The 14,155-nt window shown below is 54.8% G+C and carries 10 protein-coding genes; 5 read left to right on the top strand and 5 right to left on the bottom strand.

Annotated elements, in window-relative coordinates:
* Positions 1–12: 12 nt before the first annotated feature.
* On the bottom strand, positions 13–1,206 hold the full coding sequence (locus CPJ18_RS05010; protein ID WP_103657230.1) for an NAD(P)/FAD-dependent oxidoreductase: 1,194 nt from the start codon (positions 1,204–1,206) through the stop codon (positions 13–15).
* 43 nt (positions 1,207–1,249) lie between these two features.
* Between CPJ18_RS05010 and mnmC2 the strand changes: the two genes are divergently transcribed.
* Positions 1,250–1,933 (top strand): tRNA (5-methylaminomethyl-2-thiouridine)(34)-methyltransferase MnmC2, encoded by a 684-nt coding sequence (mnmC2, locus tag CPJ18_RS05005; protein WP_421425057.1) that lies wholly within the window; start codon positions 1,250–1,252, stop codon positions 1,931–1,933.
* Between the two features lie 60 nt (positions 1,934–1,993).
* Here mnmC2 and CPJ18_RS05000 read toward each other — a convergent pair whose 3' ends face one another.
* The gene (locus CPJ18_RS05000; RefSeq protein WP_077117820.1) at positions 1,994–3,529 is read right to left on the bottom strand and encodes a DEAD/DEAH box helicase; all 1,536 of its coding nucleotides are present in this window, start codon (positions 3,527–3,529) and stop codon (positions 1,994–1,996) included.
* Positions 3,530–4,010: 481 nt separating this feature from the next.
* Between CPJ18_RS05000 and CPJ18_RS04995 the strand changes: the two genes are divergently transcribed.
* Entirely contained in the window at positions 4,011–7,697 is a 3,687-nt protein-coding gene (locus CPJ18_RS04995) for a response regulator (protein WP_103657228.1), read from the top strand.
* 54 nt (positions 7,698–7,751) lie between these two features.
* Here CPJ18_RS04995 and CPJ18_RS04990 read toward each other — a convergent pair whose 3' ends face one another.
* The 3 genes from CPJ18_RS04990 to CPJ18_RS04980 all read right to left on the bottom strand — a co-directional run bounded on the left by CPJ18_RS04990 (position 7,752) and on the right by CPJ18_RS04980 (position 9,978).
* On the bottom strand, positions 7,752–8,141 hold the full coding sequence (locus tag CPJ18_RS04990) for a DoxX family protein (RefSeq protein ID WP_077117824.1): 390 nt from the start codon (positions 8,139–8,141) through the stop codon (positions 7,752–7,754).
* 348 nt (positions 8,142–8,489) lie between these two features.
* A complete protein-coding gene (locus tag CPJ18_RS04985; RefSeq protein ID WP_103657227.1) occupies positions 8,490–9,287 on the bottom strand; it encodes a class II glutamine amidotransferase in 798 nt (265 codons plus the stop codon).
* A gap of 70 nt (positions 9,288–9,357) precedes the next feature.
* Entirely contained in the window at positions 9,358–9,978 is a 621-nt protein-coding gene (locus CPJ18_RS04980; RefSeq protein WP_077117828.1) for a L,D-transpeptidase, read from the bottom strand.
* Positions 9,979–10,350: 372 nt separating this feature from the next.
* Here CPJ18_RS04980 and CPJ18_RS04975 point away from each other — a divergent pair, with 372 nt between their 5' ends.
* From CPJ18_RS04975 to CPJ18_RS04965, 3 genes are read left to right on the top strand one after another with little or no spacing between them, the layout of a single operon-like run.
* The gene (locus tag CPJ18_RS04975) at positions 10,351–11,760 is read left to right on the top strand and encodes a circularly permuted type 2 ATP-grasp protein (RefSeq protein WP_167397833.1); all 1,410 of its coding nucleotides are present in this window, start codon (positions 10,351–10,353) and stop codon (positions 11,758–11,760) included.
* 3 nt (positions 11,761–11,763) lie between these two features.
* Entirely contained in the window at positions 11,764–12,705 is a 942-nt protein-coding gene (locus CPJ18_RS04970) for an alpha-E domain-containing protein (RefSeq protein WP_077103918.1), read from the top strand.
* A gap of 30 nt (positions 12,706–12,735) precedes the next feature.
* On the top strand, positions 12,736–13,551 hold the full coding sequence (locus CPJ18_RS04965) for a transglutaminase family protein (RefSeq protein WP_077117832.1): 816 nt from the start codon (positions 12,736–12,738) through the stop codon (positions 13,549–13,551).
* Positions 13,552–14,155 lie beyond the last annotated feature (604 nt).

Below are 14,155 nucleotides of genomic sequence, written 5' to 3'. Positions count from 1 at the left end.
AACCTAGTACATTCACATCTTGGCGTTGAAAACGCGAATGTGATCATCAAGTGTGAAACTGGCCGGCACATCCATAGGTTTTCCCAACACGGCATCCAAGGCTGCATCTGCCAACCGGTGCGCCAAGCCGAAACTAACCTTGAAGCCACCGGTCAATGCAACCGCGCGTGGATGATCAGGGTGCGGACCGACCATGGGGTCACGCCCGATAGCCTTGGGGCGCAACCCAGCCCACCGTTCAACGACAACGGCACTGGCGAGCGACGGAACGATTTGCCGTGCCTGGGCGATCAGGACATCCAGTTTCTCATCCGTCGTCAAAGCGTCCTCGAAATCCTCTTCGCTAGTGCTGCCAATGGCGACCGTTCCATCTTCATGCGGAACGACGTAAAGCCCATTTAGAAAAACGACTGGCATCGACGGATCCACGTTGGCCTGAAGCAACGCCGCCTGGCCTTTGACAGGCTGGCCAAGCTTTGCGCCCGAAGACAAACCCAACGCGTTCGTCAGAAGCGGAAAGGAATGATGCCCGGCCGAAACCACGGCATGACCGAACCGGATGCGCTGTCCATCTTCCAACGTTGCCACTCCATCCCGATCCATCGTCGCGACACCGCACTTTTCGAATACGCGCACATGCTTCGCCCCGCGCAAAAAATGCTCTAGCAAAGAGATGAAAGCCCGGGGAGAAACCCTCGCGGCAAACGTGTCATGGGCAAAACCCGCATCGCCCGCGGCAATATCCACCCATCCATCCACCGGTGGCGCATCCAGCACGTGCCAATGGAATTTCCGACCACCTTGGTCCCAATTTAACAAAGCATCTTGTTGATGACGTTCCGCGATTGGCCGCAAATGGGATTTCGGCAGAGGAATGATGCGTCCCGATCGCCGATAGCCTGCTGAGAGACCCGTTTCGGCCTCAAGTGCCGCGATCTCGGTTTCCAGGCTCAGCAGGGCGTCGAATTGAAATTGTTTCTTGTCAGACCAGCGGTCGGGCATATGCGGCATCAAAGCGCCCAGAAGACCGCCACTGGCACCGCTTCCAATGGTATCGGCGTCAACCAGCACTGTGTCGATACCCAGCCTCTCCGCCTTTACCGCAGCCCACAGCCCCATGATGCCACCACCGATGATCAGCAATGAGGTGCTCGATGGCAAAGATGATTGACCTATTTGTCGGGGAAGACTATCGGCTTGGAGCATGACACATCCCGATGACACTCGGCCGGTAAGAGCCGGCTCAAATATGCTGGATTGGCGAGAGGGCGATATGCCCTATTCGCTGGCCTTTGGCGACCATTTTTATTGCCAGACGGATGGGCGGCAGGAATGCAGCCATGTATCACTGGCTGGTAATGGCCTCCCGGAGCGTTGGGAAACGGCGCAGGGAACATTCCGCATCGGTGAACTCGGCTTCGGCACGGCGCTCAATTTATGCGAAACATGGCGGCAATGGAAACTCCATCGCCCCGCGAATGCGAAGCTGCACTTCGTGTCCTTCGAGCTCTATCCGATGACGGCAAGTGAGTTGAACCGCGCTTTGTCCCATTGGCCGCAACTGGATGCGGAGCGCAAGGCATTTGTCGCGCAATGGCCTTCAGACCCCGAAGGCTGGGTTGACATCACTCTGGATGAGCAGACGCGTCTGACGGTCTTTTGCGGGGATGCGATGCAGGGGATCATCCAGAGCACGGATACATTCGATGCCTGGTATCTCGATGGCTTCGCGCCCGCCAAGAACCCGGACATGTGGTCCCAGGATATCATGTCGGCACTGTTTGCGAAGACCGCCCCCGGCGGGACATTTGCGACATTTGCGGCGGCCGGTTTCGTGCGGCGCAATCTGGGTGCGGCTGGCTTTACCGTCGAGCGTCGGCCCGGCTTTGCGGGCAAACGGGAAATGCTGTGCGGCGTAAAGCCTGCGCCATAAGCACAAACGAAAAACGCCCGGATAGATATCCGGGCGTTTTTCAATTCAGTTCAGGCCTAATCAGCCACGCTTGCGACCGCGACCGGCGTTGCCAGCAGGACGAGCCTGACCGGCAGGTGCGAAGGAGCCGGACTTGCGTGCCGGACGACCCTGACCACCGCGATGATTGCGGTTGACTGCGGGCTTGCCAGCAGCACCTTCGGAATTTGGACGCTTGAAATCTGACGTTACTTCCAGATCGTTGTCGCGTTCCACAGGTGCGAATTCGCCAGCGCGCTGACCACGGAATTCGCCGTTGCGACGTCCACCGTCACGCGAAGCACCTTCACGGGGGCCACGCTGTGGGCGATCACCATGGGCACGTTCGCCACGTTCTCCGCCTTGACGACGAGGACCGTTTGCATTGCCACGATTACCGGCACCACGGTTGTTGTTGTTGCCGCGCGACGGGCTGACCAGACCTGCCGGACGTTCGCCGGACAGAACAGGGATTTCGATCTTCATCAGCTTTTCGATGTCATGCAACAAACGGGTTTCATCCGGTGCGCAGAAAGCAATCGCAATGCCGTCGAGACCAGCACGCGCCGTACGACCGATACGGTGAACGTACGCGTCAGCCACTTCAGGCAGATCGTAGTTGAAGACGTGCGTTACGGCTGGAATGTCGATACCGCGAGCGGCAACGTCAGTCGCAACCAGAACCTTGAATTCGCCGTCCTTGAAGCCCTTCAACGCACGTTCGCGCTGACCCTGGCTCTTGTTGCCATGGATCGAGGCAACCTTGAAACCAATGTGCTCCAGATACTTGGACAGCTTTTCAGCGCCATGCTTGGTGCGCAAGAACACGATGGCACGGCCATCCGGGTTCTCGGTCAAAGACTTCTTGAGAAGCTCGGTCTTGTCGTTCTTGCCTGCAACGAAGTGAACATATTGTTCAACCTTGTCGGCAGCCTTGCCGGGAGGCGTAACCTGAACGGTAACCGGGTTTTTCAGATAGCTGCCGGCCAAGTCTGCGATCGAGTTCGGCATGGTAGCCGAAAACAGCAATGTCTGACGCTCGGCAGGGACCATCCTAGAAATCTTGCGCAGATCATGGATAAAGCCGAGGTCCAGCATCTGGTCGGCTTCGTCAAGCACAAGGAAAGTCACCTTGGACAGCGAAATCGCGTTGCGCGAGATCAGATCGAGCAGGCGGCCAGGCGTGGCAACCAGAATATCTGTGCCCTTTTCCAGCTGGAGCTGCTGCTTGTTGATGGACGCGCCACCAACGACTTGGTTGATCTTCAGATGCGTCTTGCGCACGAAACCACGAAGGCTCTCGCCAATCTGGTTCACCAGTTCGCGTGTCGGTGCTAGAATAAGGGTGCGGGTGGTTCTGTTTGCAGGACGATCAGGCAGCTTCAACAGCATTTCGATGAGCGGCAGGCCAAAAGCGGCTGTCTTGCCGGTGCCGGTCTGTGCAAGACCGATCATGTCGCGGCCTTCCAGAAGGAGCGGGATCGCTTTTTCCTGGATGGGTGTAGGTGTGGTGTAACCGAGCTGGGTGACGCCGGCCACGATTTTTTCGGAGAGGCCGAGTTCGCTAAAACTGGTCAATAGTATACCTTTCGGGGCGCCAAAACGCTTGAACCCGGATCAGCCTTGCTGTCCGGTTGTCTTGGCGTCAAGAACCCCGCGTGAATTGGGAACTTGTGGGTTGGAATGACTTTCTGCGCTTCAGTGCGGCGCTTGCGCCGGCTCCTGCATAAATGCGCTTTTCCTTCATGCGTCGTATCGTTTTCGTTGACGCTGCAGCTCACGCGGCTGCCGAGGGTGAAAGCTTGAGGTGGGGTGTGGTCTTTTTATCAAGGAAAGTCAAGCGAATGTTTTAGGAGCCGAAGGTGGCACCGCGCCAAAAGCTCACGCCAATGGCGAATAGAACGTTAGCAATCCGTGAAAAACTATAGTTAACAAACTCTATTAATCCGCCGCGGCAGATAGCCAATTTAATTGTTATACAATAGTTTCGATTGAGAAGAACGATGGCAGCGAAGCACTGATTCTTTACGTGTTACAGGCGGCGACGGAGAATATTTTGATGACTGGGGGCGGATTGCTTGAAAAAGCATGTGAAGGCGTTCGAACGCTGGATCTGCCCGCCTGCATCAAAGACAGTCAATTGCGATACGTCTGCGTCAATGCGGCCTATGCGCAGTTTGCCGAGCGCCCCCTCGCCGATTTCCGCAACAAGACCACACACGAGCTATTCGGCATCACGGATGATATGGAGCGGGAAGACAAGGAACGCCGCTCGCTGGTTTTCGCGACGGAAGAAGTGATCCTGCTCAAAGGCCAACGCTCAAACGAAGCCCAGGCCATGAAATGCGAACGGTTCGAAACCGAAGACGGCGCTTTGTTCTTGTTCGAACTCTTCGAAGCCATGCCTTCTTTAGTGGGGCAGCCGTTGGCGGATAGAAATGAAACGCTGATCGGCAAAAGCGTACTCGATCTGCTGGACGTGGCGATCGCCGTTTACAGCGCTGAAGACAGGCTGATCTATTCCAACGCCCGCCTTGAAAGTTTGTATCGCGAACTCAATCTCGATTGGCAATCCGGCCTCGAACTGAAAACAATCGGCAAAGCTTTCCATGATCTCTATATAAAGGTCAGGGATCTGGACGCGTTGAGCCCGGCGGATAGAGACGCCTGGGTCGAAGGGAAAATGGCGGAAACCCGCAAGCCTCACTCCGAGTTCACGGAGGAAATGTGCAGCGGCCGCTTCATACGTTTCATCAACAAACGTCTTGAAAATGGCATGCTCATCGTACTTCACATCGATGTCAGCGATGCCAGAACGCAAGAAATTCTGCTGGAGAAACACACGCGCGAAAACTGGCTTTTCCGGGAAGCACTGGAGCGCGTACCTGTTGCCGTCTTCATGCTGGATAGCGAACGCCGACTGACCTATGCCAACGCATCCTATGAAACGCTCTGGGGCGAGCCCCGCGATAAATATTATGGCCTGACCGAGTCTGATATATTCGTCCATGAGGGCGAACGCTTCCGACAGGAGAACGATCATGTTCTCCAAACCGGTGAGGAACTACAGAAAACCGAAGAAATCGTGCTGAATGACGGTACGTCCGTTCCGACCATCATCAGAGTCGGTCGGATGATAAGCCCTGATAACGAGCCCTACCTGGTTGGCTCTGTGACGGACACCACGCCACTGATGCAACAAAAACAGGAATTGCTGGTTGCCCGCAACGATGCCGAGAGGCTTCACGCGGAAGTGCAGTCGATCCTTCGCTCCCTGCCTGTGGGCGTGATGGTGCTGGGGCCTGATCTGACAATCGAATACGCGAACACCACTTTTTACGATCTGTGGGAGGTCGAAGAGCAAATCGACCTTACCGGTCAACCCTATCGGCGATATTTCGAGATGGGCTATGCGAGCGGCAAGTATGATTTCGGCGATACGAGCTTAGAAGATGCCTATCACGACCGGGTGGAACGGCTGAGCCTGGTTGATGATTATACGTCCCGGGAAATCGAGAGCAAATCGGGTAAGTTCACGATACTGTCCAAACAACGGATTGCCGGAAATAAGATCCTCATTACCTTTTCCGACAGCACGGCGGTTCGTGCCCGCGATAAGGAAATTAGTGCTGCCCGGCAGGAATTGCAGCGGGTGGGCGAGTATATGCAGGACGCGACCCGCGTTATGGCGCAAGGGCTCGCTCTGATCCAGAACGGTGAAATCATCATGTCGAATGATGCGATGTCGCGCATGTTCGATGTGCCGCCAGACCTTCTTGCCAAGGGTCAAAGCTGGTTGCCATTCTTTGCCTATTGCGCGGCGCGCGGTGACTTTGGAGATGAAGAAACAGCAGCCGCAACACGGGCGCAGTGGATGGATAACGTCGCGGCTGCCAGACCATTCTCATTGCTTACGCAAGTCGAATCGAAGCGCTGGCTCAACGTGGAAGCAACCATCGGCGCTGGCGGATACTGGCTTGTCATCGTAACCGACGTCACCGACATGAAGCAGCGCGAAGCGGAACTTGAAGGCCTTTTGGCCCGCGCAAAAGCTGCAGACAGAGCAAAATCCGAATTCCTGGCGAATATGAGCCACGAGATCAGAACGCCAATGAACGGCGTCCTCGGCATGGCGGAATTGCTGGCCAAATCCAAGCTCGACACACGTCAGAGAACGTTCACCGATGTCATCGTGAAATCCGGCAACGCGCTGTTGACCATCATCAACGACATCCTCGACTTCTCCAAGATCGATGCCGGTCAGATGACCTTGCGCAGCACGTCTTTTGACGCGGTAGAAGCCGTGGAAGATGTCGCCTCGCTATTGTCTTCTCAGGCGCTGGAGAAGAACATCGAGCTCATCGTGCGCATCGACGCTTCGTTCAAGCACCTTGTGAGCGGTGACGCAGGCCGTTTCCGGCAGATTGCGACGAACCTCATCGCAAACGCCATCAAGTTCACCGAAACCGGCCACGTTCTCATAGAGCTTGCCGCAGACAGTGTTGACGACAGCGAACTCATCATGAGCCTGCGGGTGACAGATACCGGCATCGGCATCGCCCAACACCAGTTGAACCGCATATTTGAAAAATTCAGCCAGGCAGATACATCCTCGACCCGAAGACATGAAGGCACTGGCCTCGGACTTGCCATCACAGTCGGACTTGCAGGGCTTTTCGGCGGTAAAGTAGACGTGGAAAGCACCGTCGGCCAGGGCTCGACCTTCACCGTCACCTTGCCGCTGCGCATCGTTGGAAACCGATCCGAGCAGGCAGTGGGCCTGATCGATACGAAAAAAGTCAGCGTCCTTGTCATCGACGACAATGAAGTGAACCGGCAGATATTGACCGAACAACTGACCGGTTGGGGTGTCGATAGCTATGCGGCTGACAGCGGCCCGGCGGGTCTGGCCATCCTGAAAGAGGCGGCTGCGATCGGCTTCGATATAGATGCGGTCATTCTGGATTATCATATGCCTGATATGGACGGCATGCAGGTGGCGAGCGCGATTAAAAGCGATCCTCGGCTGGCCGATACGGTGATGATTTTTCTGACATCAATGGATGCGGTGAACCACGATAAGCCTGAACCGGAAATCCAGTTCGACGCACACCTCATGAAGCCGGTGCGAGCCAGACTTCTGCGCAAAACATTGACAGATGTGGTTCGCACATCCCGCGCAAAACGCGCCTTTCAAGACCAGATCGATGTCGTTGCCGTACCGGAATTTCAAAACCGAGCAAAAAAAAGCGCAGAGCCCAGCCATCGCGCCACGGCTGAAGCGTCAGCCTTTCGCAGTGAGGCGCAAATATCAGAGGTCAGATCAACGTCAGGGTCACTGGATGTGCTGATTGCGGAAGACAATGACGTCAACCAGATCGTATTCACCCAAATTCTCCAGCAGACTGACCTGGATTTTCGCATCGTCAACAATGGGAAAAAAGCGGTCGAAGCGTGGAGAAACGATAGGCCCTCCATCATTTTGATGGATGTGTCGATGCCGGTCATGAACGGCCATCAGGCAACCCAGGCTATTCGGGCTGAAGAACAGAAGACGCCCAACGCAAGGCGCGTCCCGATCATTGGCGTGACGGCCTATGCGCAAGACAGCGATCGTGACCTGTGTCTTGCCGTGGGAATGGACGATTATCTTTCAAAGCCCATCAGCCCCGAACTGCTCCAGGCAAAAATCGACAAGTGGTTGATGAGACCATCGCACATGGCCTCAGAGTCGAAGTCGAATTAAAACGCCGCCTGAGAATATCCCACGCGGCGTTCAAGACTTCAGATTTGAAAGCGATTAGCGGCGCTGACCGTCGACGGACAAGGCACCTGCGCCAGCAACGACCAGATAAAGAAAGATGAAGCAGAACAGAATGGCACCATCGCCGCCGTTCAAAACCGGGAAGAAGCTTTTCGGTGCGTGTGCCATGAAGTAAGCAACGGCCATCTGGCCCGACAGAATGAATGCGACCGGACGGGTGAAAAGTCCGACGAGAATGAGTACGCCGCCAATAACCTCGAGAAGAGCGGCAACCAGCAACATTGGGGGAAGAGAACCTTCCATCGTCGAGGCCGGGAAACCGAACAGTTTCTGCGTGCCGTGCTCGATGAACAGAAGCGCGGTGATGATCCGCAACGCGGCCAGTCCGTAAGGCTGGTAGCGCGATAGTTTTTCAAAAAATGCCATTTTATTTTGTCCTTATAAAGCAGGTTCAACTTGATGATCGTTAAAACCTAACTGAAAAATGCAGCAATTCGAGATACACCTTTCCGGGCCAAAAACAACGGGCTACCCAGCAATTCACAAGGGGTACAAACAATCGTGATCAGCTTTCAAAAAGCATCCGAAATGCCCCTCGTCATCTCATGCGAACATGACGGGTAAGCGACAGCAAAACAGCGCAGATCAAAATACAATATATGCCCATGACGATGATCTGAGATGTGAATGCGACGCCGCTATTGATGATTATAGACCAACCCGAATTCGCCATCGCTGAGATTGAGCTCTCGGCGTATTTCTCCGCCCAGAGGCTCAGGCGATCATGAGTGCCTGGGGCTGCTGAACCGGATTGAACGGCGCGAATGTGATGTGGGTGCCAACAATCGTTGCGACCGTGTTCGCCGGGATGATTTCCCATTTCTCCAGACCGGTCGCAAACGGTTCGGAGGCAACCGCTATGCCCTGCCCCACATTGCGCCAATAAAGTGTTGGCGGACGCGCATCGCTTGACCAGCGGAAAGCATGCAGCTTTTCACCATCCGTATGAATGGCGCTGAAACGGATGGGCTGATCGACACCCGACCTATCGACCACATCCATGCATATCTGCAACGTTTTGGTCAGTGCGCCGATGGGATCGCGATCCAGACCCACACCGGCCGCGATGAGAAAAATCGCTTCGCTGTCGCTGTTTCCAGCGCGAGAAGAATAGACTTCATCGGGAATGAGGATTTCAATGTCGCGCTTGACCTTTTCGTAGCCGCCAATCTGGCCATTGTGCATGAAAAGGTGGCGACCCCATCCGAAGGGATGGCAGTTTGCCATGGAGACGCCGCCAGTCGTGGCAGAGCGCACATGCGCCAGAAAAATTCCGGCCCGCAACTGGTGGCACAAGGATGTCAGATTGCGATCCGACCATGCTGGCAGAATGCCGCGATAGATACCGGGCTCGCCGCGTTCACCGTACCAGCCTATGCCGCAGCCATCGCCATTGACCACCGTTTTCGCCTCACGCGCTGCCATGGATTGGCTGACGAGAGAGCTTTCCGGTTCGATCAGAAGACTGTCGAGCCAAACGGGAGAGCCGGAATAGGCAAGAAAACGACACATGCGGTCACCGCCATCAGTAAGGTTGCGATCCGGTGCAAAGAGCGCCGGATCGCGGCGTTAATAAGGTCTTTTAGGCCTGCAGAACAACAACTCGCGAACCGACCGGTACGCGCTGGTAAAGATCGATAATGTCGTGGTTCAGCATGCGAATGCAGCCGCTGGACATGGCATGACCGATAGACTGCGGCTGGTTGGTGCCATGCAGACGGAACATCGTATCGCCGCCATCGCGGTAGAGGTACAGCGCGCGCGCACCCAGCGGATTGTTCGGGCCGCCTGGCATGCCACCTGCATATTTGCGGTTACGATCCGGCTCACGACGGATCATGTTCGGAGTTGGCGTCCAGCTCGGCCATTCGGCCTTACGGCCAATATATGCGTTTCCGCGCAGCGCCAGTCCCTGACGGCCAACGCCGACACCGTAACGCATGGCACGACCGTTACCCATGACGTAATAGAGGCGACGCGCCGGCGTATCGACAACCACTGTTCCGGCTGGATGTGTGGTCTGATAGGCGACTTCCTGGCGACGCAGTTCCGGGTCGATCTTATCCAGAGGCATCGCCTTCAGCGGAAACTTCTCATCCGGCACGGCGGCATAGTTTTGCTTTTGCTGAACGAAATTGGTGCTGGCGCAACCTGCAAGAAGAAGCGGTAGTCCGAACAGGACTCCACGGCGCGAAATAGACATATTACCCCCGGTCGATGAATCTCTCTGTTACCAAGGAGTATAATTTTATGGTTAACAAACCTCTAATTGCGGCCACGACAATTAACCAAGTATAGGCACGAGCACATCAATCAGCGGCGGGCGAGCGAGATGAGAATGGCTTAAATTTAGGCAGAAAATTCGATGACGGTCTTTGCAAATCGGCACTGCGTCGAGCGCGGCGAAGGAACCCTTTGCCACTGCGCCGCATTTTACGTCACAAAAGGCGAAACTGCTTATTTTTTGCATATTTAGCAAAGCCGCAGGTGGCAAAAAATCTCGGTCTAGACAGCGCATGGTTCTTGCATTGCTGTCGTCGTTGTATTCAAATGGGCAAAAATGGGGAACATAAAGTTGGCATTTGACGAAATGATTGATGCGGACTCCACTCCGCGAAGCCCATATAAAACCTATAATGACTGGTACAGCCGTCAGGACAGATCGCATCTGATCCAGAAGTCTCGTGACGCTGAAAACATCTTTCGAAAAACAGGCATCACCTTTGCTGTTTACGGCCATGCCGACAGCGCCGAAAAGCTCATCCCCTTCGACATCATTCCCCGCATCATCTCAGCCAGAGAGTGGCGCAAACTGGCGCAGGGCATCGAACAGCGGGTTTTGGCGCTCAACGCCTTTCTGGATGATATCTACCACAAGCAGGAAATCATTCGCGCTGGACGCATTCCCCGTGAACTGATCGAGCGGAACGAAGCGTTTCTGCCTGAAATGATCGGCTTCAAGCCACCCGGCGGCGTCTACACGCACATTGTTGGCACAGACATCGTTCGCACCGGCGAAGACCAGTTCTACGTTCTCGAGGACAATGCCCGCACACCGTCCGGTGTCAGCTACATGCTGGAAAACCGCGAAACGATGATGCAGATGTTCCCGGAACTGTTCCATGAGAACAAGGTTCGCAGGGTCGAGGACTACCCCTATCAGCTTCGCCAGTCGCTGGCTTCGCTTGCGCCTCCGGGCTGCAAAGGCAAACCACGTGTCGCCGTTCTGACCCCTGGCATCCATAACTCGGCCTATTACGAACACTCGTTCCTTGCCGACATGATGGGCGTCGAACTCGTGGAGGGTTCCGACCTGCGCGTTATGGACGGCAAGGTCAAGATGCGCACGACACGCGGCTATGAGGCCATCGACGTGCTCTACCGCCGCGTGGATGACGACTTCCTTGATCCCCTCACCTTCCGGCCTGACTCCGCGCTGGGTGTCCCTGGTATCATGGACGTTTATCGCGCAGGCAACATTACCATCGCCAATGCGCCAGGCACCGGCATATCCGATGACAAGGCGATCTATTCCTACATGCCTGAAATCGTCGAGTTCTATACCGGCCGCAAGCCACTTCTCGAAAATGTGCCGACATGGCGGTGCTCGGAGCCGGATAGTCTGAAATATGTTTTGGACAATCTCGCGGATCTGGTCGTGAAGGAAGTTCACGGTTCTGGCGGCTACGGAATGCTGGTCGGCCCTACGGCGTCCAAGAAAGAGCGCGCGTTGTTTGCCGACAAGCTTCGTTCCCGCCCGTCCAACTACATCGCTCAGCCCACGCTTTCACTTTCCACAGTGCCTATCATGGTGAAAAACGGCATCGCGCCGCGCCACGTCGATCTTCGTCCCTATGTTCTGGTCTCAGACAAGGTGAAGATCATTCCTGGCGGATTGACACGCGTTGCGCTTAAGCAGGGATCACTGGTGGTGAATTCCAGCCAGGGCGGCGGCACCAAGGATACCTGGGTACTGGAGGACTAAGCCATGCTGGGAAGAACGGCGAACGGACTCTACTGGATGTTCCGCTACATCGAGCGTGCGGAAAACATTGCAAGACTGGTGGATGCGGGCATGCGTGTCTCGTTGACCAGAAGTGGCGGAGGCGATGAGGACTGGGACGGCGTGCTGCAAAGCGCCGGTGCCCACGAGGAGTTTCTCGAACACCACGAAAAAGTCACGTCGGCAGATGCCATCGACTACATGCTTCGGGACAAATCAAATCCCTCGAGTGTCATGTCCTGCATCGAATTCGGCAGAAACAATGCCCGCATGGTGCGCACGGCACTGACGCGTGAAACCTGGGAAGCGACCAACGAATTCTGGATCGAACTCAAGAATCTCCTTGGTCGCAAAGTAAAGGCGGCAGAGTTACCGCAAGTCATCGATGTGATTAAGCATAGAGCCGGCCTTGTGCGAGGCGCGTTTCATGGGTCGATGCTGCGCAATGATCTCTATAACTTCTCGCGTATCGGCACTTTCATCGAGCGCGCTGACAACACCGCGCGCATTCTGGATGTGAAATATTACGTGCTTCTACCTGCGGCGGCGCAAGTGGGGTCATCACTGGACAATGCGCAGTGGGAATCCATTCTGCGCTCTGTTTCAGCACACCGCTCTTACGGCTGGGTTTATGACGCGGAGTATAAACCGGCCAATATTGCCGACTTCCTGATCTTGAATGGAAGAATGCCACGATCCCTCGCCTATTGTTACGAGAAGATCGTCAGCAACTTGAAACATCTTGCCGATGACTATGAAGAAAGACACAAGGCGCATGACACGGCGGAAGCCATTCAGGCGACGTTGCAGAAAACAACGATAAACCGCGTGATGGATCAAGGCTTGCACGAGTTTCTCGAGCTGTTTGTCAACAAAAACGCGCAATTGGGACAGGAAATTACGGATGGCTACCGCTTCTACCAGTAGTGAGCGGGAAACGTAATACGGGGACATGGCATGCGTTTAAAGATCAATCACACGACAGAATATCTCTATGATGAACCGGTCCCCTATTCGCTGCAACGCCTGCGGCTGACGCCCGCGAGTGGGCCGACGCAAACGGTGTTGGACTGGGACGTGACCGTCGACGGGGCAAAGCTCGAGGTTCGCTATGACGACCACTTCGGCAACCGCGTTGAACTGGTGGAAACCGAAGGTCCTCGTAGCGCTGTCAAGGTGATTGCATGCGGTGAAGTCGAGACGATCGACAAGGCGGGCGTGTTCGGCACCCATATTGGCAATGCACCGCTTTGGCTTTTCATGCGTGAAACGCCCCTTACCAAAACAGGCAAGCTCATTCGAGATCTCGCACGACAATCCATGGGCGACACGCCACTGGAGCGCCTGCACGAGTTGATGGCTCTCATCCATCTCGAAGTGGAGTATGAAACCGGATCAACGGGAACGGAAACGACAGCGGAAGAGGCCTTGGAAGCCGGCAAAGGTGTTTGCCAGGACCACACCCACATCTTCATTTCCGCTGCTCGCCACATGGGTCTACCGGCGCGCTATGTCTCCGGCTATCTGATGATGGAAGACGTGGCGGAGCAGATTGCCACACATGCATGGGCGGAAGCCCATGTTCCAGGCCTGGGTTGGGTCGGCTTTGATGCTGCCAACAAGCTGTGCCCCGACGAACGATACGTCCGTATTGCCAGCGGCCTCAGCTATCGCGATTGTGCGCCGGTCTCCGGCATGCGTGTGGGGCTCTCAGGAGAAAGCCTGACAGTGTCCGTAACGGTGCAGCAATCTCAGAGCCAAAGTCAGTCTTAAGAGCAATCCGCAGTCGCCTGAAGCTATGGCCTCTCAATGAGAGTCCGAGCTTCGCCTGCATCGAAAAAGCTCGCCAGTATTTTCGATGAGCACCTTAACTTCTGCCTATATCGATATTTTTATTGGTTGAAATTCCTTTTATACGAAAATATTCTCGAAATATACTCGAGTTGAACAAGGGGAAACGGCAGATGCGGGCCATCTCTCTTCAAAATCCACAACCGGAAATATTTTTTATTTGGTAAAATCCTGTTAAAACGTTCTCATGCCAAAAAAAGTCGCCATCTATGCGATAGGAGCAAATTTCTATTTTATAGCCAACTAAAAGACGTCGATACTCTTGAATCCTCAAGAGCGAGATTTGAAATTCCTNCTATTTTATAGCCAACTAAAAGACGTCGATACTCTTGAATCCTCAAGAGCGAGATTTGAAATTCCTACTTTGTGACGCAAATTCTGGTACCCGTTAAGAATATTCGGCCCATTTAGACTCCACAGCGACTTCGACAACACATAAGTAGCGCAACCGCGTTAACCAATATTTCACACTTTTTGAACGATAGTGACGCCGGTCATATGAGGTATTCGCTGACGCACTATATTG

Source organism: Agrobacterium rosae, assembly GCF_002915175.1.
Lineage (GTDB): Bacteria > Pseudomonadota > Alphaproteobacteria > Rhizobiales > Rhizobiaceae > Agrobacterium > Agrobacterium rosae.
The sequence above is the reverse complement of the archived record's forward strand: the minus strand, read 5'-3'. Positions and strand labels throughout refer to the sequence as shown.